Here is a 20,768-nt window from a genome sequence, read left to right on the forward strand (position 1 = left end):
GCCTTTCTTTCGCATACGTGAGATCAGCCGCGAATGGCCCAGCATTCCATCGTCAGGCCCGGCAGATCGCCGGCCACGTGCAGCGCGAGGCCGCCGGACTGTTCGAGTTGCTTCCAGAGTTCACCGCCTGCATCGAGTTCGAAATAGTGATAGCCCGCGTGATACGGGATCTGTCGCGGCGCGACCGGCAAGCTGCGCATGGCGATGCCCGGCAACTGCAGGTGCACCAGTTCCGCGAGCCGTTCGACCGGGCCGATCTTCACTTGCGCCGGATACCGCGTGCGCACGGTTTCTGCCGGTAGATCCGCATGCACTGCGAGCACGAAGCCGGCATGGTGCAGAAGCTCGACGCTCGGGATCTGTGCCACCCAGACGCGGTGCGCGCGCTCCTGCAATTCGAGTGCGATGGCGTTCTGTTCGAGAACGGTCGACAGTGCGCGGCGCAATTCGGCCATCAAGGGCCCGAAACTGCCTTGCAGATCGTCGTGCTGGTAGCTGGGGTAAAGCGCCGGCCGGCGCTCCTCGGCCGTGTAAGTGGACAGCTCGAACGCAAGGCGCAGCCATTGCTGGAACAGGCGCTCCGGATGCAGATGCGGCATGTGCAGCGCGTGCCACGTATCGGCCTGCGCCCGGTTGATCAGCGCGAGCAGCAGGAACTCCGAAACCTCGGCCACGCCGCCGCGCCCCGGCCTTGACTGGCGCTGCGCGAGCGCCTCGCTGCGCTGTTCGAGCAGCCCGTGCAATTCGCGCAGGTATTGGGCGAGCACCGGATGTTGATCCGCACTCAGCATCGGCGGAATGTAGTGATTGTCGAGCACCAGTTGGCGATCGCTGCGGCGCTCCAGCACGCGCAGCAAACCGATGCCATGCCATTGGCTGCCAAGTTCGGTGGCGAGCATGAGCCGCATCCGCGGCCGGGCCAGTTGCAGAGCCGCGGGCCCCAACGCAACGGCATTGCTATCGGCGATGTCGCGCGAATAGACGGCGTGGCGCGCGAGTGATCCGGCTTGCTCTTCGAAGATCGTGTCGTCGGCGCCGGCTCGCCTGCGCGGCAGAGCGAGCAGCACCGTGAGGTCTTTGGCGTCGGCCGGAATGTCGAGCGGCGCAGGCAATTCGTCGGGCTCGGTCAGCAGAAACGGCGTGCCGTCGGGCAACACGCCTTGCGCGCTCGCGAGCGCCACTTTGCCGAGCGCCAGCGCGGCGTGGTCGACCTCGACGCTCTGGAACCCCCAGAACGCGGCATGCGACGCCAGGCAACGCTGCTGCACATAGGCTTCGACATAACGTTCGAGTTGCTGGAAATGTTGCGGCCGCAGAAACATGCCTTCTGACCAGACAACTTTGCTGCGGGCGGTACTGCCGTTTTTGAGTGGCGAATGGTGGTCGTTCATCGGTGTGCCCAATCCATGGTTCTAACGATCAGGCCGCCGCTGAGCTTCACTTGCACGGCAAGCCGCTCGTGAGTGGACGGCCAGAATGAAAACACGCTGCCCGCGCCGTCGGCGGGGAGTGCGTAGGTGGCTTTCCAGCTGTGCCGGTCGAGCTCCCGATAGCCCGCGACGACGCCGAGTGCCCGCACGCCGGGCTCGGCGCTTCGCTGGATCAGCTTGCGCTCGCCCGGCAGCAGGATGATTTGTTCGAACGAGACGAGGTCGTCGGCGAGGACCGCTTTAGCGCGCTCCTGCAAGGACGGGAAATCGCTCGCTTCGAATACCGCCGTCGATTTCAACGTGTAGAGGCCGATCAGAATCGGCGCTGGCCGGCCGTGGCCGTCGGGATTCACGTTGGCGGCGGCTTCGAGATAGATGTCCCAGGCGCGCGCTTCAGGTTTCGCGGACGATGCGCACGCGCCGGCCAACAAGGCCGCGCCCAAGGCGAGCAAAAGGCGTAGGCGTAATCGGAGGCGTGCGCGTAGGCGTAGCTGTAGGCGCTTCATCGAGGTGCGATCATGTGAGGCTTAGCCCGCCAGATTCAGAATGTGCGTCTGGCTCGGCGATGTGCCGGTGCCGATTGCGTTGGTCGCGTTCTGCTGCGTGGGGTCGGTCATGCGGGTGGTCGGCATGCCGTGCAGCAATACCGTATTGGCGCCGTTGATGTTGCGCGAACTCGCGCATACGGTGCCCGAGATGACGCCGCCCATCGAGCCCGGGGCATCGCCACTCGTGACGGGAATGATCGTTGCCAGGTTGTGCGCGGGGGCAGCGGCGATCAGGATGTTGCTGACATTGGGAATGGCCTGGGGCCGCTGTGCATTGGTGTCGTAAGCAACCGGGACGCCGACGGGCGGCGTCAGGTTGACGCATACGGCGTCGTTGGCGCCCCCGGCGCTCGAGTTGACCATCACCATCGTCCAGTCCTATCCCAGGTGAATCTGTTCGGCGTCGAGCTTCGACAGATGCTCGGCGCTCAGCAGGGTGTTCTTGCCGTGCAGGCGCACGCTTTCCGACGCGGCGTAGTCGATATGCGCGGCGCGCAGATGGTCGACGCTGTCGATCGAGCGGAAACTGGTCTTACTGATTTGCACGATGCGTTCGACTACCGCTTCGATCGTTTTGCCGAGCAGACGTACGAGGCCGATGCGTCCTTCCAGTTCATCGCAGACGAGCGTGCTCTTCGTGGCCGTGAGTTCCGCGTCGTGCGTGGCGACGGCCAGGCGCTCGCCCTCCAGCGCGATTTCGCGCGCCGCGCTGACGCGCACGTCACCGGACGCGTCGATGCGCAGGTCGCCTTCCACGCGGATGCATGTCTCGCTGCCGGCGGCCCGTTCGAGTATCGCCGCCACGTAGCCGTGCCGCGGGCCGCTGCCGCAGACTGCCACCCGATCGCGGATCGCAGGTGTGATCAGGCAACTGAACGCGCGCTTGCAGGTGAGCAGTGCGCCGTCGTCGCCGGTTACGAGATAGACGTCGTCGTGCAAGACGGCGATCACCGTGCCGATGCTGTTATGCGATCGCTCGGTGCGTTCGGCCTGTTTCGCATGTTCTGCGCGTTCAACGCGGTTGACATGCTCCGCACGTTCAAAGCGTTCAAAGCGTTCAGCGCGTTCAACATGTTTCGCATGTTTGACACGCTCAACGCGCTCGTCATCTTTCGGATGTTCTGCGCGTCCAACACGTTCCATATGCTCAACACGTTCGTCACCCTTCGCACGTTCGACACGCGCGATAGGTTCGACACGTTCGACTCCGGTGTCATGCTCCGGCATGCGCCGCTGCGCTGTGGTCGTTGTCATGGCTAGGGCTGCTCCTTGATGAATGTGTGTCGGCGACGGTCGTCCCGGTGTCTCGACCATTCCTGCGCGGCGAGGAGGGCCGGCTCAGCGGCGATCACGCCTGGGCGGCCCGGAGAGGTTGCCGGTTCGGCGCCTTGCGCGCCGTGGAAAGAAGTGCGTGCGAACACGGCTTCGTGAAAGTCCGCGCCGGCCAATACCGCATGCGAGAAGTCAGCCGCATTCAGGCGAGTCCGCACGAACTGTGCGTGCGCCGCATCAGCGCGTTGAAATACGGCCCCGCGCAAATCCGCGTCCGAAAAATCGGTGTGCTGCGCGTGCGCGTCGACCCAGATGGTGTTCTCCAGCTGTGCATGAGCGCAACGTGCATGGCCGACGTTCGCACCGAAGAAAATGGCCGACGGCGCGTGCACATGCTCCAGCACCGCATGGTCGAGTCTCGCGCCCTGAAAATTGCAGTGGGTCAAATTAGCCGACGTGAAATCGGCGCGGCTCAGGTTGGTGGTGATGAACTGGCAGCGGACGAACGTCTGTCTGTTCAGACGCTGCCCGCTCAGATCCGATTCCGTGAACACGACGCGATCGAATTCCGAGCGCGCGAAGCCGACCTCACGCAGATCGAGTCGATAGAAGAAGCACCGTTGCAGACGCGCTGCGGAGAAGTCGGCGCCACGCAAAGGCGTTTCGTCAAAGAAGCCCTGGTCGATTTGCGCGCCGTCGAACCTGCTCGCAAGAAGCTCGGTATGCAGGCACGCGAAGCGCGCGGCACGCACCTCGCTGAAACGGGTACCGTTCGCGCGCGTTCCGCTCAGACGGCAGTCGTCGAGCAGACTGCCGGACAGATCCGTGCCGGTCAGCGCTCCGTTGATGAAGACACTTTTCGACAGATCCGCGCCGCGCAGGTCGACGCCGTTGAACAGGCAGTCGGTGAAGACGCTCTCGGCCAGGCGTGCCTGCGCAAGCCGGGTCCCTTCGAACGTGACCTTGTCGAAGATGCCGCCCGACAGATCGCACCCCTCGAGAGCCAGTGCGCCGATCGAGCGGTTGCTGATCGCTTCGCCGTTGCGCACGGCCTGCTGCAATTGTTCACGTGCGGACATCATGCGCTTGCCTTGCGTAACGGATGAAACACGGTCTGCTCGAGGTAGGCATGGCCAAGGCGCGTGGATGCATCGATCGATGCTTCGGCAAGATTGGCGTGGAACAGATTCGCTTCGTCGAAGTCGGCGTCGTGCAGCATGGCGCGGCGCATTTGCGCGCCGATCAGGTCGGCGCCGGCGAGGCTGGCGCCGCTCAGGTCGGTGCGAACCAGATAGCCGCCGTCGAACTTCGCATCGCTCAGGTCGGCTTGCTGCAGACCGGCATCCGAAAAGTCGCATTGGCTGATCGTTGCGCCGCTGAATCGCGCGTTGCGGGCCTGTGTATGCCGCAGATTCACTTCGGTCAGCGACGCCCGCGAGAAGTCCGCACGATCCAGTACGGTGTCTTTCGCGAAACACGCTTTGCGAAGCCGCGCGTGGTCGAAACGGATCTGCTGCGCCACGGTTTCGACAAAACCGAAACCCTCGATGTCGGCGGACGTGAAAGCAACGCGGTCGAGCCGGCACTGAATGAATGCGAGCTTGCGGATCGTCGCCGCGTGCAGGGTCACGTCGGTCAGTGTCTGCTCGATGAAGACCAACTCGCTGAGCGTGGCTTCCGCGAAATCGACCGCTTCGAAACGGCAGCCGCTGAACTGGACTCGCCTCGCCGATGCACGCCGCGCGTTGCAGTTTCGCCAGACCGCTCGTTCGAACAGACAGCGGTCGAGCACTGCTTCGCTGAAGTCGGTTCCATCGCAGTCGGCGAGCGAAAGGTTGGCGCCTGAGAGATCGGCCTTGGCGAATGTGGTCCCGGCGAGCGTGGCGCGCGCGATGACCGCGTCGCGCAAGTTGGCGCCGGTCAGGTCGGTGCCGCTCAGGTCGGCGCTTTCGAGCAGCGCACCGGCAAGGTCCACGTCGCGCAAATTCATCCCACTCAGATCGGCGCCGGTGAGGTCGAGGCCGGCGAGCGATTCGCCACGGCCATGGCCAACGGCAACGCGTTCGCGCAGTGCGGCGGACGACGCAATGTCGAGGCGTGCCGCGGCTTCCTGATAGTGGGCCGACTGCAAATAGGATGCGCGCAGCCTGCGCTCGGCTTCCCGTTCCTGTTCGAGCACCTCGGGCAGGGCAGGGTGCTGGGCGCGATTGCTTGCGAAAGTCTGGGAAGGTCCACGTCTTGCCGCAGCGTTTCGGCTCGCGGTGAGTTCGGGGTGCTCGGCCTCGATTCGCTGACGCGTCTGTTCGAGCGCGGCCAACTGAGTCTCGGCGAGCTTTTCGCTGCGCTCGACGAACTCGGCCAGTTCGTCGAGGCGCGGTGGGCGTGTGGTGGCCACTTCCGGCACGGAGATGAGTGCGCCAGCGGCGGCCGCCTGGCTAGCCTGCTCGCGGGCGCGTTGTTGCAGATTGCGTTGCAACGCGCCGACTTGTGGTCCGGCGTGCGCGTCACCGTCGCCGTCGATGTCCGCATCGTCCGCGGCGGCTAGCATTGATTGCGGCGCGAGGTCCAGGTCGCGCAGGGCGTGCAACACGCCGCGCTTGCTGTCCATGCGTAGATCGAACACGCGGCGATAATGCGCGTCACTGCGCGGTTTGTTGTGGCATTCGACGGCGAGCAGCAAGCACGCCACGTCCTGCGCGTCGAATTCCTGGACCCGCGCCGCGCCATGAAAAATCATGATGGCCCGTTCGCGGTGTGGAATGAACCATACCGTCGTCAGCCGCATGGTGACTTCGGTCAAGTCCGATTCGCGTGTCCGCTGCACGAAGCAACGCGCGTGCAGGGGCGGCAACGCGCCGGCCAGTGTCCGGCGCTCCGGATGCATGTGGGTCAACTCATACGCTGCACCCGGTGGCAGCGAATCGAGGTGAGGGAATTGCTGATCCTGCGGCGCGACGTTGAAATAGTCCGCATGCATCGTGCGCGGAAAGCCTGGGCAATCCTCCTTGAGCCACCGCTCGTCCATCTCGCCATATAGCGCGCTGCGCTGCGGCCAGTCAGCGGCGATCGGCGTGAAGGCCGCCGGTGCGATGCCGCGTTCGCGCGTGACGACTGGCGCGTCCGGATACGCGATGTGCGGAAGCAACTGCGCGGTGCCCGGCGCGCCGGTGGGAAAACCGATGCCACGTGGATTGTCGGCATAGCCTGGCCCGCCGTAGGCCTGCGGCCAATCGAGCGGCAAGCATTCGAACGGCGCGGCTTGCGACGGCGTATCGCCGTTCCATTCGCGCGCGCCCGACACTTGCAATTGCTTGTCGAGGCCGGCGAATCGAATGCCGACACGGCACAGGTGCGCCGCATTGCAATACTGGCCGTAGGCGCGCCCCGCTACCAGAAACTCGGCATGCTGTTTCGGCAGCGCGGCGTCGAGTGCATAGCCGCCCAACTCGCTGCCAACCATATTCCACAGTTCAGACTCACTGGCGAGGTAGGGCGCTTCGCCGAGCGTCACCATCACCGGTATCGCGATGCCGAGATGCTCGTTGCCGGCCTGCCGATAAGTACGCGTCAGAATGCCGACGGGGGTGGGTTTGATGATTTTCATCGGATATCAGGCGCGCAGCGGCTCAGAAAGTCACCGAAAAGCCGACGGTCGAGAACGACACGCCGGTCGCACTGACGCTCGATCCCGTGCTGCTGACCGACGACCCGGTTGTAGACACCGAACTGCCGGTTGCGCCCACGTCCGATCCGGTCGCGCTGACGCTAGATCCGGTTGCACCGACGCTGGAGCCGGTCGCCGTGACGATCGAGCCGGTCACGAAGAGCTGAGCCGTGGCGATGCCTGTTTGCAAGCCGATCACGATCCCGGTCGAGCTGCCGCTGACCGTGACGGCCGAGTTGCCGCCCACGGTGCTGGTGGAGTTGGCGGCCACGCTGGATGTCGAATCGGCACCAACACTGGTGGTGGAGTTACTGGCGACGCTCAGGCTGTGGTCGCTGCCCACGGTATGCGTCATGTCACCGGCGACCGTCAGCGTGTGTTTATGGCCCACCGTGTGGGTCGAATCGTTCGAGACATTCAGGCTGTAGTTGCGGCCGATGGTGTGCGTCTCATCGTTAGCCACCTCGGCGCTGGAGTTGTTGCCGACCGTGCGGCTCTGGTTGCTGGTGATCGACGCGGCATAGTCGTTACCGATCGATACCGTGTAGTCGCGGCCCACGCCGCGCGTCGCATCGTTGCTCACATTGACGGCTTCGTTGCGGCCGACCTGGCGCGTCGCGTCGTTCTCGACGGAGACGTCGTAGTTGCGCTCCGCATGGAGGGCAATCTGCTCCGCGCCCGCTTTGTCTTCGAAACGAAGCATGTTGGCGTTAGCGCTGCTGCCGCCTGGCGTGCGGGTGACGAAGCCGCTTTGCGTGGCGGCTTCCGGCAGCGCGAACGGCGGCATCTGATCGGCGTTATAGATGCGCCCGGTGATGACCGGACGGTCGAGCGCGCCGTTGAGAAAATCGACCACCACCTCCTGGCCGACACGCGGAATATGAATGCTGCCGAAGCCGGCGCCGGCCCACGCGTCGGACACGCGAATCCAGCACGAGCTGTTCTCGTCGCGATTGCCGTAACGGTCCCAGCGGAATTGCACTTTCACGCGGCCGTATTGATCGGTCCAGATGTCCTGGCCTGCCGGTCCGACGACCACCGCGGTTTGCGGGCCCGTGGCTTTGGGCACCGGCGTCAAGCTGGGCGCGCGAAAGGGCAGCGAAGCAGGTTGCGCAACGAGATCGAAGTCGTATTGCGCGTGGCTGCTGCCGCTTGCATAGCCGCCTTCCTGCAGGCGGTAGACCACGCTCACCAGCAGGTATTCGCGATTCTCCGCTTGCCGGGGACAGTCCTGCAGCGTGAAGCGATAGCCCGGCGCGGCTTCACGCAAACGGGTGTGGGCGCGTACGCGCGCGTTCACCGCCTGTTCTTCCTCGAGACGCATGCGCACGTAATGCTCGCCCTGCTCGGCTTCGATGTAGCCGCCTTGCCACGCATACCTGGCGTAGCCGCCGTGCTCGGCGCTCGAAGACTGGGCCCGCATTTGCGACAGATCGGCGCGCGGTTTGCGGAAGTCGTAGTCGTCGACGGCGAACGCGCCCGCGCTGATCTGGGTGGCGGGACGCCACTCATCAATACCCTCTTCGCGCGGCAGCGCAAGGCGGTCGGGCGACTGATACGGCAGCATGGCGTGCTCGGGCAACGGGTCGTGCGCGCTGGTGTCGTCGGCGAGCACCAGGACCTGCTGACCGGCTTCGTGGCGGAAGTAGTAATAGATGCCTTCCTGTTCCATCAGCCGGCTGACGAAGTTGAAATCGCTTTCCTGGTACTGCACGCAATAGTCCCAGCTTCGATAGTTTGCGAGCAGGCGTTCTTCGACGGGAAAGCCATATTTGCCGATGACCTCGCGCAGAATCTCGACCGCCGTGCGATTCTGAAAAATGCGGCAGTCGGTTGTTTTCGTCAGATACCACAGCCATGGCCGCAGCGTGACCGCATAGATGTAGGTGCGCGGCGTATCGGTCTCACGTCCGGCGAATTCGCAGCGCACGATCTGGCCGCCGAGGTATCGGGTGCTGCCGTTGAGCGTGACGATGTAGAGCGTCAGCGGCTTGCCAAGCAGCGCGTTCATATCGAGCGAAGCGGACGGGCTCACCAGCTCCACGTTGAATTCATACAGCGCCGACAGAGTCTCCTCGCCGCGTAGCGAGCGGAATCGCAGCATCTGCGGATCGAGCGGCGTGTGCGCGATGATGATGTGGTTCATGGCAGCTTCTTCAAAGACCCGACTGAGCGCTGGCCGCGCGGGAGGCGCGGGTGTTGCGGGTTTCAGGTTGATAAACGAGATCGTCGGCAGTGAGCGTGCTGGTTCGCGTGCCGAGCCAACTGGCGAAGCCCAGCGGTCGGCCGGCGCCGAGTGCGATGCCGGCAACCTGATCGGCGGCCATCAGCAGGCGCACGTCCCACGACCACTCGACACCGGCGTACTGCCGCACCCAATCCGTCAACTGCTGCGAAAGCGGGGTGCCGGGTAGCAATGCGGCGTATTGCTCGCGTGACAGGGGGCCGAGCCGAACCTCGAATTTCGTCTGCGCGTCGCGAACCGCCGCACCCAGCATGGCGTCGGCACCAAGCCGGCGGGTGTTCGCGTGCGTGCGTAGCGCGGTGCGCTGCGGCGCTTCGACCGGCAGCCACTGTGGCAGCCATTCGACGATCTGGACGGGTACGCCGAGGCAGGCGCGCAGGATGCTCCGCAGACCCTCTGCGTTGCGCGTCTGTCGCACCAGGTGGCCGGCCATGAAATATCTGGCGTGATCCGACAGCGTGTCGGGTCGCCGCGCCTCGCGCCGCGGCAGATGGATGAGGCTTGCCAGGTAGCGATCGAACCGTCCGCCCTCGCCATGGTCGAGGCTGACCGTAGGCTGCGCATCGGCCCAGGCGCGGTAGAACAGCAGGATCAGCCGATGATGAAACAGATCGGCGAATGCGCTCAGCGCGTGGTCGTCGTGATGGCGAGCACGCTCGCGCACAAGCTCCGTCAGATGCAGGGGCAGGGGGCCGTTCGGTCCGAATAGACCGAAGCTGTGAATCAGGACACGCGGCTTCGCGCCCTCTGCTGGCGCAGACGCGGCGGCGAGCGTTGCCGGCGCGAAGGCGAGCGATGGTAGCTGGCCGATCCGCAGCGGTTCATCGGCGGGATGCGCCGCGCGTCCCAACGGCGCCGGGGCCGCCGCGCGCGCGTCCAGCCAGCGCAACAGGTTGTACAGATCGTACTTGTATGGCGCATCGGCAACGCATTGCCAGAAATGCGCGAGCATAGAACCGGCGTGCGGCACACGCGACGATGGGGCGATTGCGTTGCTCATGCTGTGGGGCGGCTTCCGACGCGAGGTGGCCAACGTTTCACTTGCCCACGTTGCAGCGTGGCTACCGCGAGTTCGCTAAAGCTATTCAATGACACGTGACGCGCAAAAAATTGCTCCAGCACCGCGCCGAATAGATACGTGCTCGCGCCCGCAAACGAGGTTTCGTCGAGCAGCAGCGACACCGCCACACCGCGGCCGAACATCGGCGGTCCCGCCTGAGGCAACTGACGGCAAACCGGCTCAACCCGAACGCTGCGTACACCGTCAATTTGCGGCCGCACAGCTGCGTCGGCTGCGCTCGCATAGAGTTCGAGCAATTCGCGCAAGGCCTGCGCTCCCTGCACACTGTCAAGATCGGTCAGCGTGAGGTAGTCGAGCCCGAGATGCTTGACGAGTCGCCATGTGATTTCGTTTTCCGCAAGGGGCGGCTGCGGCGGCGTGGGCCGTCGGAGCGCCTGGATGGCGGCGACCGGGGCCGAGGTGCGCAGACTGAAATCGCTAGTGCTGCCGGTTGGCATCAGCAGTGTGAGGTCGCGGTTGGTACACATGGCGTCGACGGACAGGTGCCGCAAGTCGTCGGAAAACGGCGCTTCGTGCTGATCCACCAACGAGATGAATACTTCGCTGCCGGCGTAGGCCGATTTCGTACTGCTGCGCGCTGCGCGGCTTGCAGCATGGTCGCGTGGGGCGACGAGCCGCGCTTCGCGCCGCATCGAAAAATAGCGGCCGCGATCGGCGTGGTCGTGAGAAAGACCGCCGTAGAAAGGATGAAACTCACAGTGCCCGCCGTCAGACTGGCGATGGCCCGCCACTTTCTCGACGCCGTAAATTTCGTAGTCCAGCGGCCGCGTGCGGTCGACTACGACATGATGCTCATACCGCTGATTCGTGATGGCGATGCGGTCGGTGCGCTTCGGGAACAGGTTGATCGCCGGCGTGCAAAACAACGCGAGGCTGCGCAGATCGACGGACCGTTCGAGCTCGGGCGACGCTTCGTCGAGCAGAACGGTCAGTGAGAACGTGGTGCCGTCGATGTTTTGCAGCGCGCGTTGCAGTGAACCGATGCTGAAAAACAGAAAACGTTGGGGAAAGGCGAAATACTCGTGCAGCAGCCGGTATCCCTGGAACGAACGCGAACCGTATGGCAGCAACGCCTGGGCAGCATCGAAACCTTCCTGGCGGATGGCCTCGCCGTCGAGCAGCGAGCAGGCGCTGCCAGTGTGACTTGTATTGCCCGAGACCGAAGGCCCGTGGCAGATGACGCCGAGATGATGACCTAGCACCTGCTCCAGCAGCGGCAGTGCCTGATTGTCCGGACCGCTGAGAAAAAACGTCAACGAATCGAGCGGCAACTCGCGCAGATTGCCGACGCCGCTGGCTTCCAGTTGAATATGCAGCGCGCCGCGCACGCGGCTTGTCAGCTGGCCGTGCGGCAACGGCAGATCGGCGGGGACGCCGCCCAGTTTGACTTCGGTGATACGCAGCGGCCACAACGTGACATCGTGCGCGGTGCTGAATTCACAGGCGGTCTGCTCGCCTGGCGCCAGATTGCCGCGCAGCGACGTGCCGGCCGGCAGCGTATAGCCGGACAGCAGACTGCCTTCGCGCAAGTTCGGCTGCACGGCGACGATCGTCATCGACGGCAACGGAGCGAGGTAGTTCGGATAGACCACGTCGAGCAGGCGCTGGGAGAAACGCGGAAACTCGGCGTCCATTTTTAGCTGGATGCGCGCGGTCAGAAAGCTGAAACCTTCAAGGAGCCGCTCGACATACGGATCGCTCACCTCGATGCCGCGCATGCCCAGGTGTCCGGCGGCCTGCGGGAATTCGGCCGCGAATTCGGCGCCGAGCTCGCGCAGATACGCAAGTTCGCGGTTGTAGTAGTCGAGCAGGCGGGCGTCCATTACATGGCTTCCTGCGAACGGAGCACAACATGGCCGCTCTCGATGTCGATGTCCGAGCGAAACTGGAAGGCTTGAGGCGCCGTGGCCGGACACAGTTGGCCGGTGATTTCCAGTGACAGGATGGCACGTGACTGAGCGTGCGCGTTGCAACGCACCTCCACGCTTTCAGCGAGAATGCGCGGCTCGAACTGCACGACCGCCTCGCGGATTGCGCGCTCCATACCGTCCTGGTCAACTGCCGAAGCGCGACCGCCCGCCCATGCACGCATGCCGAAATTCAACACGGATCTGCGCACGTGCGGGTACGCGGCGAGATCGTCGGTCGCTTCAAGGCTGGCGCAGTTCAATAGCCAGCTCAGGTCGCGCAGCACGGCGTCGCGCAGATCAGCGCGCGACGGCACGAACGCGAACGCGCCGTCGCCGGGTGGCGGCCGTCGCTCCGTCAGCCGATCCAGCAGGCTGGGAAGCGCCTCGACGTGCGCACGAGCGCGGATCGGCGCGCGATCTCGCGTTGAGTTGGAAGGAAGGGTGGGACTCACAAAAAGAGACTCTCGCTGGCTAACTGGCTAACTAAATGGCGTGCGGACGAAGCGTTTGCCGCCGCGTCCGCACGGCGCACCGGTTAAGGGAAGAGGTTAGACCTCGCGGTTTTCCTTGATGTCCCAGGCGAGTACGCTTTCTCCGCCCTTCGTGCCCTGGTCCGTCTGTTCCCAATACTGTTTTTGCACCTTTGCCGCTTGGAACGAGTAGGTGATTCGCACTGCCTCGGACCCTTTTGCCGCGCCTTGCTGTACGGCCGTCACCAACACTTCGGACAAGGTGATGCGTAGATACTCGATTTGCGAGCCGCCGGCTTTGCACACGGAGATCTCGACCTTCGGCAGGTGCTTGCCGTTGGCGCAGTATTTGAGAATGGCGGGCGCCGCCTTATCCATGAAGGTTTCGACCTGCAAGTCGTTGAAACTGACTTTGCCGATGCCGCCGCCGCTTCCGGTCGCCATGCTGCCGGGCTGCGTTGCACCCCAGCCGTAGGACTGGATGTCGATCCATCCCTTGTGATTGGCGTCTTTGGACTCGCCGGTGACGTTGTCCACCCGCATGTACATATCAACTGACATTCCCTACCTCCTGGTTCCTACTGATTGAAACGACTTCAACGATCAAAGCGAAAGCACGGCTCAATCGCCATGCTTGAGCGCGGGTAACTGCGAAACGAGACGCAGGGATACCGTTAGCCCTTCTAATTGATAGTGCGGTCGCAAAAAGAATTTCGCGCTGTAATAGCCCGGGTTGTCGTCGATGTCTTCCACAACCACGGACGCCGCCGCAAGCGGTTTTCGCGCCTTGGTGTCCTGCGATGAATTGACAGGATCGCCGTCGACGTAGTGCATGATCCAGTTGTTGAGCCACGATTCCATCTCGCTGCGCTCCTTGAATGACCCCACCTTGTCGCGCACGATGCACTTCAAATAGTGCGCAAAGCGGCAACACGCGAACAGGTAGGGCAAGCGTGCCGCGAGCCTCGCGTTGTCCGTGGCCGTGGCGTCGTGATACTCCGCCGGCCGCTGCAATGATTGGGCGCCGATGAATGCCGCAAGACTGGAATTCTTGTGATGGACGAAAGGCATGAAGCCATTGCGTGCGAGTTCTGCTTCGCGGCGGTCGCTGATCGCAATTTCAGTGGGACACTTCATGTCGACGCCACCGTCGTCGGTTGGAAACGAGTGGGTGGGCAGGTCCTCCACCGCGCCGCCGGATTCGACGCCGCGAATCGACGTACACCAACCATATTGCTTGAACGAACGGTTGATGTTGGTCGCCATGGCATAGGCCGAATTGATCCATGCGTAGCGCTCGTGGTTGGCGCCGTCGGTGTCTTCTTCGAAGTTGAAGGCGTCGACCGGATTCGTGCGGACGCCATAGGGCAGGCGAGCCAGAAAGCGCGGCATCGTGAGGCCCAGATAGCGCGAGTCTTCCATCTCGCGAAGGTGGCGCCAGCCAACGTACTCGCTATTCAGAAAAATCTTGCTGAGGTCGCGCGGGTTCGATAGCTCCTGCCACGACTCCATTTGCATGACCGCGGGCGATGCGCCGGTAATGAATGGACAATGCGCGGCGGCCGCGATCTTTGCCATTTCGCCGAGCGTCTCGATGTCTTGTGGACTGTGATCGAAGTAGTAATCTCCGACCAGGCAGCCGAGCGGTTCCCCGCCGAATTGGCCGTACTCTTCCTCGTAGATCTTCTTGAAAATCGGGCTTTGGTCCCAGGCGACGCCCTTATAGCGCTTGAGCACCCGGCTCAACTCCGTTTTCGTCACCGGCAGGCAACGGATTTTCAGGAGTTCGTCCGTCTCGGTGTTGTTGACCATATAGTGCAACCCGCGCCACGACGATTCGATCTGCTGAAAATCCTCGTGATGGATGATGGCGTTGATCTGCTCCGAGAGCTTGCGGTCAATCTCGGCGATGACGGCCTGGATTGTTTGGTAGGCGTCGTCCGACATGGCCACGGCGTTCTCAAGCGCCTGCAGGGCGAGCGTTTTCATCGCGCCGTCGATCGCTTGCTGCGCCTGTTCGGTACGGGGATTGAGCTCCCTGATCAGGGAGGCGGAAAAGCGGTCAGCCGAGAGCACAGGCATGAGCTGTTGCGGCAAGGGGGATTCCGTATGATTCATTGCGGTCTTTTCAACGGTCTTGAGATGAAGGCATGCCTCGCGCCATGCACGTCGCTGTACACGTCGCGGTACACGTTACGCGCGCTCGACACCGGCGGTTCCGGCTGCGTCCGCGGCATCCGGCGAACCGGAGGCGTCCACCAGTGCCTTGAGCAGTGAGGGACTTTTCAGCGCCTGGGTAATCAGTTCCTCCGCGCCGCTCTTGCCGTCCATGTACGACAGCAGATTCGACAGTTGCGAACGCGCTTGCAGCAACTGATTGAGCGCGGGGACCTGGGTCGCGATGGCGTCCGGCGAGAAATCCCCAAGACTTTCAAAGCTGAGATCCACCGCTAGCAACCCTTGCCCGGAGATGCTGTTCGGCACCTGCATGGTGACGCGCGGCCGGATCGCTTTCAGGCGGCCGTCAAAGTTGTCGATGTCGACTTCGAAGAATTTGCGCTGTTCGAGATCGGGCTGCGGCTGCGTCGATTTGCCGACGAGATCGGCAATCACTCCCATCACGAACGGTATTTCCACCTTCCGCTCGCTGCCGTAAGTCTCGACGTCGTACTCGATCTGAACCCGCGGCGCGCGATTGCGCGCGATGAATTTTTGCCCCGTTGCTTTTGCTCTTGACGCGTTTGAGTTGCCCATTTGAAGTCCTCCGCTGATTTGATTGATGTGCTAGCCGCGATGCGCACCGCCTTAGCCGCGCGGGTTGTCTGACGTGCTCTGCGCGTGACCGGCCAGAACATCCACCTGAGGCAATGCAGCGGGTGCCATGTCACGGACGATCTCGTAGAAGTTCATCCGCATCAGGCGTTGGGCGCGGCGGATCAGTAGCGGCGCCGGATGACTCGGCTCCGCCCGCTCCAGATACAGGCACGCATCCTCCAGCGCGAGCATGACGGCCTCGCGCGAGCCGATTGGCGGCCGCTCGCCAGGCCCGCGAGAATCATTTGCGACGATGGACCGGGCTTGTTCCACGTGCGGCCTGGTGCCGCCCGCAGCCTGCGGAGCGTGCTCGCGTGACGCAAGAATCGCCCGCTGCACCGTCTCTAACGGGGCCTCCACCGCGCTTGCGGAGGGAACCCAGGAGATGTCGAGCCTGGTGGCGATCTGCTGGCGGATTCGATCGATCGAATCGAGCAGTTGCGGAACCGCGGTCAGTTGTGTTTGCGCTGCGGCCAGCGCTGCACATAGCGCCGCCTTCTGAATACCGCCGGACGGAGGGTGGCTTTTCGCCGCGGCCGCGGGATTGCCTTCGAGAATCGCCGCAGCCTCGCGCAACGATAGATCACCGGATGCCAGCCGCAGCAAGATGGCTTCGCGAGCGGCGCGTCCAGCGCCCTTCGGGTCGGTCAACGCCGCGATGGCGTTGACACGGACCAGCGGATCGAACTCGCCAGCAATCCGCAACTGTGGATGGACGTCCTCCCACTGCTGCTCTAGCGTTTCAGCGGCGAGCGCCAGACCTTTTGCGTAACCGGACAAACCGTCGATCTCCGTCCATGCCTGCGTCAGCAGAGCGATGATTCGCAAATCGACGCTGCGGCCAAGCAGCTCGACAGCCAGTGTTTCGACGTGCCGCCAGTCGGGGGCAACGGCGGGAATCAGGGCGTCGCCGAATTGCTGCTCACGGACGCCCGTCGCGGCTTGCTGCAATACCGTGAATGCGACGTCATATTCCAGATCGACGCCGCAAGGCTGCTCCGGACTCATGAAGCCGATTTGATCGATCGAAAAAGCATTCATTAAATGGATGCGCCGGAGCGATGCGTTAATTGATATACCTCAGAATTCAATTGAGATCGAATTAGAGGTTTTGGTTTGATTCTTAGTGAATTGGGATTATTCTAAAATCGTCTTAATCAACGTCGATTCCTTTGAGAAAAATTAGGATTTTTCTTGGGATGGAGCAGGTCCACTCAGCGTGCTCGTGCCCCCGGCCTTATGCATGCCCTTTATCCTCGGGCGTTTCGCCGGCAGAGTACGTTGGTGAATCACTCTTGTCATAAGGATGCCGAAATATATGGCGCAATTGTTTCTTGGATGTGATCTTATTCCGGTTCTATCGTAATGGCAAGTCGGCTTGCAGGGATTTTAAACTTGTTTGGGCTAAAATATATTGAGATGAAAAAGGGGGCGACTTGGTGTTGATATAAAATGCTTTGAGATCAATGGCGGGGCATTGCAATCCCGGAATAGAATTTATCTTTGTAAAAATTATTAAAGGATCAATGCGATGGAGAATTGATTTAATACGCATTGCTTGGGCCGAAGTTTGCCGGCATGGGGCTTGCACGAGCGCGCTCGCTCGGCTCCGTTCCGCTGAATAGGTCGGGTGGTATTTGGCTTTCTGTGTGGACGGCGCGTGTGTCTGGCTCGCGCTTAGTGATGAGGTGCTTGCTTACTGCCGCGAGGATCGCGCAGTGCGTGGGGGCAATAGGACTGGACTAGCTGGGTTTTGCCGGTGAGTCGCCGAAGGAAGGGGGATCGTAACGACGCCAAGGCGTTGACCGTCGACACGGAGTACCGCGAGTTGGCGTACCGCGGCGCTGGAATTTCGAGAGTTGCGCGTGATCAGCGTGGCGGACGTAAGTTTCCGGGTGAGCACGGATGGTCGCTGCCGTCGCCCGACGATCTGATGGACAATTCACGCAGCCCAAAACAAAAAACCGCCGAGCAAGCTGGGCGGTTTTTCAAGCCTTGAACTAACAAGGCAAATCTGGTCGGGGTGAGAGGATTCGAACCTCCGGCCTCTACGTCCCGAACGTAGCGCTCTACCAGGCTAAGCTACACCCCGATCTGTACTGCTGGACTCGATTCAGACTAACTCGGTGTTTCAGTCTCGTTCAAGACTGTCTTGCCGTCGAGTAAGAACATAATTCTAGCAGGCTATCTTTGAAAATGGAATCGGGAAATGAAGAAATTGCTGCTGCCGCGGCCAGCGCTTCCTGCTTTGCGCACTCGAGTGTGTGGTCCAGCGCGCCCGAACGCGTGATTGCTTCGAAAATGGTGTCGAATCGGTCAGTGCCGCCTTGCTCGATGGCTTCCCGCGCGAGTGCCGACTGCTCCGGCGTGCCGCGTTCGATCAGATAGATCAGCGGCAGGGTGGGTTTGCCTTCGCGCAGATCGTCACCGGCGTTCTTGCCCATCGATTCAGCCGTGCCCGTGTAGTCGAGCCAGTCGTCCATGATCTGGAACGCGGTGCCGATGCGGCGGCCGAATTCCGCCGCGGCGGCTTCGATCTTCGCGTCCGATCCGGCCAGCACCGCGCCGAGCTGGGCGGCGGCTTCGAACAGCTTGGCGGTTTTGTAGCGAATCACCTGCATGTAGCGCGCTTCGTCCACGTCGGCGTCGTGCATATTCAAAAGCTGCAGCACTTCGCCTTCGGAGATGATGTTGGTCGCCTCCGACAGGATTTCCATCACACGCATCTTGCCCACGCCGACCATCATCTGGAACGAGCGCGAGTACAGGAAGTCGCCGACCAGCACGCTTGCGGCGTTGCCGAACAGCGCGTTGGCGGTCTGGCGGCCGCGCCGCAGATCGGATTCGTCGACCACGTCGTCGTGCAGCAGCGTGGCCGTGTGGATGAATTCCACCACCGCCGCCAGTTCGTGCCGATGCCCGGTCGTTTCACCCAGCGCGCCGGCCACGAGCAGCAGCAGCGCGGGCCGCAGGCGTTTGCCGCCGGCGCTGATGATGTACTCGGAGATCTGATTGATCAACATCACGTCGGACGCCAGACGGTGCCGGATGACGCGATTGACCTGCTGCATGTCTTCGGCGATCGGAGCGAGCAGGCTGGCGGCGTTGGAGGAGGGGGTGGCAGTCGACGACATGATGGCTGAATTGGGTAGTGCCGCGAATTATAAGGCGAATCGCGGCAGTTCCGGGTCGCAGGCTGCGGCACGGCGAGACGAAGGCAGCGGCAGGGCCGCGCGCCGGGGCTGGACGGCACGGCGCTGGCGAGGCGCACGGCGCCTCGCAATGAGTTTTGACCGAGCAGCTAACTCTATGTATAATCATGGGTTTCCGCGCGCGGTGCGTGGGAAAAATGAACACAGAGTGAGGTTCTCAATGTACGCGGTCATAAAAACCGGTGGCAAGCAGTATAAAGTTGCCGTCGGCGAAAAACTTAAAGTAGAACAGATACCGGCAGACATTGACGCTGAAATCACGCTCGACCAGGTTCTCGCAGTGGGCGAAGGCGAATCGATTAAGTTCGGTACGCCGCTGGTCAGTGGGGCTTCCGTCAAAGCTACCGTCGTGTCGCAAGGTCGTCACGCAAAAGTGACCATCTTCAAGATGCGTCGCCGGAAGCACTACCAGAAGCATGGCGGCCACCGCCAGAACTATACCGAACTGCGCATCGACGCGATCAACGCGTAAGCGCAACGGTTAAGGAGCAAATCAAATGGCACACAAAAAGGCAGGCGGATCGTCCCGGAACGGCCGCGACTCTGAATCGAAGCGTCTCGGCGTCAAGGTTTACGGCGGTCAGGCCATCAACGCTGGCGGCATCATCGTTCGCCAACGTGGCACGCGCATGCACCCGGGCGAAAACGTCGGTATCGGCAAGGATCACACCTTGTTCGCACTGACGGACGGCCACGTCAATTTCTCGACGAAGGGCGCAGCGAAGAAGCACATGGTCAACGTCGTCCCGGCAGCAGTCTGAGTTTAATCAGGCACGGGCTTCAGGACCGGAAGAAGGCCCCGCGAAGTTAGCGGGGCTTTTTTTATTGCAGCGTCTTTTGCCGGGTGACATTGGCGATCCGGTGGATCGAATTGCCATGCCGGCAAGGCTAGCCGTTCGGCTGATTGCTCACCGCACGGCGGGCGCGGCAAAATGGCGGCATCAGGTAGCATCAACCCCAGCAGCACCATCTAGCAGTACACCACGGGACGGAGTTACGCATGAAGTTCATTGACGAAGCGAGGATTGAAGTCATCGCCGGCGACGGAGGGGATGGCAGCGCGTCGATGCGCCGCGAGAAATTCGTTCCGTTCGGCGGCCCGGATGGCGGCGACGGCGGCCGGGGCGGCAGCGTGATCGCGGTTGCAGACCGCAACATCAATACGCTGATCGACTACCGCTACGCGAAAAAACATTTGGCGCGCAACGGCGAAAACGGCCGCGGCGCGGACTGCTACGGCAAGGGCGGCGACGATATTACGCTGCGCATGCCGGTTGGCACGACCATTACCGATATGGAAACCGGCGAGTTGATCGCCGACTTGACCGAGCACAATCAGAGCGTGCAGATCGCGCAAGGCGGCGCGGGTGGTCTCGGTAATCTGCATTTCAAATCCAGTACGAACCGCGCGCCGCGTCAGAAAACCGACGGCAAGCCCGGCGAGCGCCGCATGGTGCGCCTCGAACTGAAGGTGTTGGCCGACGTCGGCCTGCTCGGCATGCCGAATGCCGGCAAGTCGACCTTCATCTCGTCGGTGTCGAACGCGCGGCCGAAGATCGCGGATTACCCGTTCACCACGCTCGCGCCGAATCTCGGCGTGGTGCGTGTGGGGCCGAGCCGCAGCTTCGTGATCGCCGACATTCCTGGCCTGATCGAAGGCGCGGCGGAAGGCGCGGGCCTCGGTCACCAGTTTCTGCGCCATCTGCAGCGCACCGGTTTGTTGCTGCACATTGTCGACCTCGCACCGTTCGACGAAGCCGTCGATCCCGTTGCGGAAGCCAAGGCAATCGTCAACGAGCTGCGCAAGTACGACGAGCTGCTGTATGAGAAGCCCCGCTGGCTCGTGCTGAACAAGCTCGACATGGTGCCCGAAGATGAGCGCGAGGCGCGTGTGTCGGCATTCCTTGAAGGCTTCGGCTGGGAGGGTCCGGTGTTCGAAATCTCGGCGCTGACCGGCCAGGGTTGTGAGAGCCTTTGCTACGCGATATTCGACCACATCGCCGCGCATTCGGACGCGCAGCGCGCGGCCGAAGCCGAAGACCTCGCCGCTGACGTGCGCTTCCGCGAGAAACCTGAAGCGCCGGCCGCTTCAGACGACTCCAGCGTCGACCCGCAGTAATAG

General features: G+C 62.5%; 18 protein-coding genes and 1 tRNA gene. 3 read left to right on the top strand and 16 right to left on the bottom strand.

The window, feature by feature from the left end; translation table 11 throughout:
• Nucleotides 1–23: 23 nt before the first annotated feature.
• The 16 genes from tssK to P0D84_RS02060 all read right to left on the bottom strand — a co-directional run bounded on the left by tssK (nucleotide 24) and on the right by P0D84_RS02060 (nucleotide 18,568).
• Nucleotides 24–1,391 (bottom strand): type VI secretion system baseplate subunit TssK, encoded by a 1,368-nt coding sequence (gene tssK, locus P0D84_RS01985; protein WP_408331992.1) that lies wholly within the window; start codon nucleotides 1,389–1,391, stop codon nucleotides 24–26.
• Nucleotides 1,388–1,882 (bottom strand): type VI secretion system lipoprotein TssJ, encoded by a 495-nt coding sequence (gene tssJ / locus P0D84_RS01990; RefSeq protein WP_408331994.1) that lies wholly within the window; start codon nucleotides 1,880–1,882, stop codon nucleotides 1,388–1,390. The genes tssK and tssJ overlap by 4 nt, the downstream gene beginning before the upstream one ends.
• 75 nt (nucleotides 1,883–1,957) lie before the next feature.
• Nucleotides 1,958–2,347 (bottom strand): DUF4150 domain-containing protein, encoded by a 390-nt coding sequence (locus P0D84_RS01995; RefSeq protein WP_408331996.1) that lies wholly within the window; start codon nucleotides 2,345–2,347, stop codon nucleotides 1,958–1,960.
• Between the two features lie 9 nt (nucleotides 2,348–2,356).
• Nucleotides 2,357–3,232, bottom strand: a complete 876-nt coding sequence (locus tag P0D84_RS02000) for a DUF3540 domain-containing protein (RefSeq protein WP_408331998.1) — start codon at nucleotides 3,230–3,232, stop codon at nucleotides 2,357–2,359.
• Nucleotides 3,233–3,234: 2 nt separating this feature from the next.
• Nucleotides 3,235–4,332 (bottom strand): pentapeptide repeat-containing protein, encoded by a 1,098-nt coding sequence (locus P0D84_RS02005; RefSeq protein WP_408332000.1) that lies wholly within the window; start codon nucleotides 4,330–4,332, stop codon nucleotides 3,235–3,237.
• Nucleotides 4,329–6,854, bottom strand: a complete 2,526-nt coding sequence (locus P0D84_RS02010) for a DUF2169 family type VI secretion system accessory protein (RefSeq protein WP_408332002.1) — start codon at nucleotides 6,852–6,854, stop codon at nucleotides 4,329–4,331. Before P0D84_RS02010 ends, P0D84_RS02005 begins: the two co-directional genes overlap by 4 nt.
• Nucleotides 6,855–6,876: 22 nt before the next feature.
• The gene (locus P0D84_RS02015) at nucleotides 6,877–9,060 is read right to left on the bottom strand and encodes a type VI secretion system Vgr family protein (RefSeq protein ID WP_408332004.1); all 2,184 of its coding nucleotides are present in this window, start codon (nucleotides 9,058–9,060) and stop codon (nucleotides 6,877–6,879) included.
• 10 nt (nucleotides 9,061–9,070) lie between these two features.
• Entirely contained in the window at nucleotides 9,071–10,159 is a 1,089-nt protein-coding gene (gene tssG, locus P0D84_RS02020; protein WP_408332006.1) for a type VI secretion system baseplate subunit TssG, read from the bottom strand.
• The gene (gene tssF, locus P0D84_RS02025; RefSeq protein ID WP_408332008.1) at nucleotides 10,156–12,063 is read right to left on the bottom strand and encodes a type VI secretion system baseplate subunit TssF; all 1,908 of its coding nucleotides are present in this window, start codon (nucleotides 12,061–12,063) and stop codon (nucleotides 10,156–10,158) included. The genes tssG and tssF overlap by 4 nt, the downstream gene beginning before the upstream one ends.
• The gene (tssE, locus tag P0D84_RS02030; protein WP_408332010.1) at nucleotides 12,063–12,602 is read right to left on the bottom strand and encodes a type VI secretion system baseplate subunit TssE; all 540 of its coding nucleotides are present in this window, start codon (nucleotides 12,600–12,602) and stop codon (nucleotides 12,063–12,065) included. Before tssE ends, tssF begins: the two co-directional genes overlap by 1 nt.
• Nucleotides 12,603–12,698: 96 nt before the next feature.
• Nucleotides 12,699–13,181, bottom strand: coding sequence for an Hcp family type VI secretion system effector (locus P0D84_RS02035; RefSeq protein ID WP_408332011.1), 483 nt, complete (start codon nucleotides 13,179–13,181; stop codon nucleotides 12,699–12,701).
• A gap of 60 nt (nucleotides 13,182–13,241) precedes the next feature.
• Nucleotides 13,242–14,702 (bottom strand): type VI secretion system contractile sheath large subunit, encoded by a 1,461-nt coding sequence (tssC, locus tag P0D84_RS02040; RefSeq protein ID WP_408339611.1) that lies wholly within the window; start codon nucleotides 14,700–14,702, stop codon nucleotides 13,242–13,244.
• 111 nt (nucleotides 14,703–14,813) lie between these two features.
• Complete coding sequence (gene tssB, locus P0D84_RS02045; protein ID WP_408332014.1) at nucleotides 14,814–15,374, bottom strand: type VI secretion system contractile sheath small subunit; 561 nt, start codon at nucleotides 15,372–15,374, stop codon at nucleotides 14,814–14,816.
• A 51-nt stretch (nucleotides 15,375–15,425) separates the two neighbouring features.
• A complete protein-coding gene (gene tssA / locus P0D84_RS02050; RefSeq protein ID WP_408332015.1) occupies nucleotides 15,426–16,475 on the bottom strand; it encodes a type VI secretion system protein TssA in 1,050 nt (349 codons plus the stop codon).
• A gap of 974 nt (nucleotides 16,476–17,449) precedes the next feature.
• Nucleotides 17,450–17,526 (bottom strand) — tRNA-Pro (locus tag P0D84_RS02055).
• A gap of 49 nt (nucleotides 17,527–17,575) precedes the next feature.
• Nucleotides 17,576–18,568: a polyprenyl synthetase family protein gene (locus tag P0D84_RS02060; protein ID WP_179734498.1), complete on the bottom strand. Its 993-nt coding sequence runs from the start codon at nucleotides 18,566–18,568 to the stop codon at nucleotides 17,576–17,578.
• A gap of 238 nt (nucleotides 18,569–18,806) precedes the next feature.
• Between P0D84_RS02060 and rplU the strand changes: the two genes are divergently transcribed.
• The 3 genes from rplU to cgtA all read left to right on the top strand — a co-directional run bounded on the left by rplU (nucleotide 18,807) and on the right by cgtA (nucleotide 20,765).
• A complete protein-coding gene (gene rplU / locus P0D84_RS02065) occupies nucleotides 18,807–19,118 on the top strand; it encodes a 50S ribosomal protein L21 (RefSeq protein WP_007180329.1) in 312 nt (103 codons plus the stop codon).
• A 25-nt stretch (nucleotides 19,119–19,143) separates the two neighbouring features.
• Entirely contained in the window at nucleotides 19,144–19,407 is a 264-nt protein-coding gene (rpmA, locus tag P0D84_RS02070) for a 50S ribosomal protein L27 (RefSeq protein ID WP_007180330.1), read from the top strand.
• Nucleotides 19,408–19,646: 239 nt separating this feature from the next.
• Nucleotides 19,647–20,765, top strand: coding sequence for an Obg family GTPase CgtA (cgtA, locus tag P0D84_RS02075; RefSeq protein WP_408332017.1), 1,119 nt, complete (start codon nucleotides 19,647–19,649; stop codon nucleotides 20,763–20,765).
• Nucleotides 20,766–20,768: the final 3 nt, after the last annotated feature.

Source organism: Paraburkholderia sp. RL17-337-BIB-A (assembly GCF_046025895.1).
Taxonomy (GTDB): domain Bacteria; phylum Pseudomonadota; class Gammaproteobacteria; order Burkholderiales; family Burkholderiaceae; genus Paraburkholderia; species Paraburkholderia fungorum_C.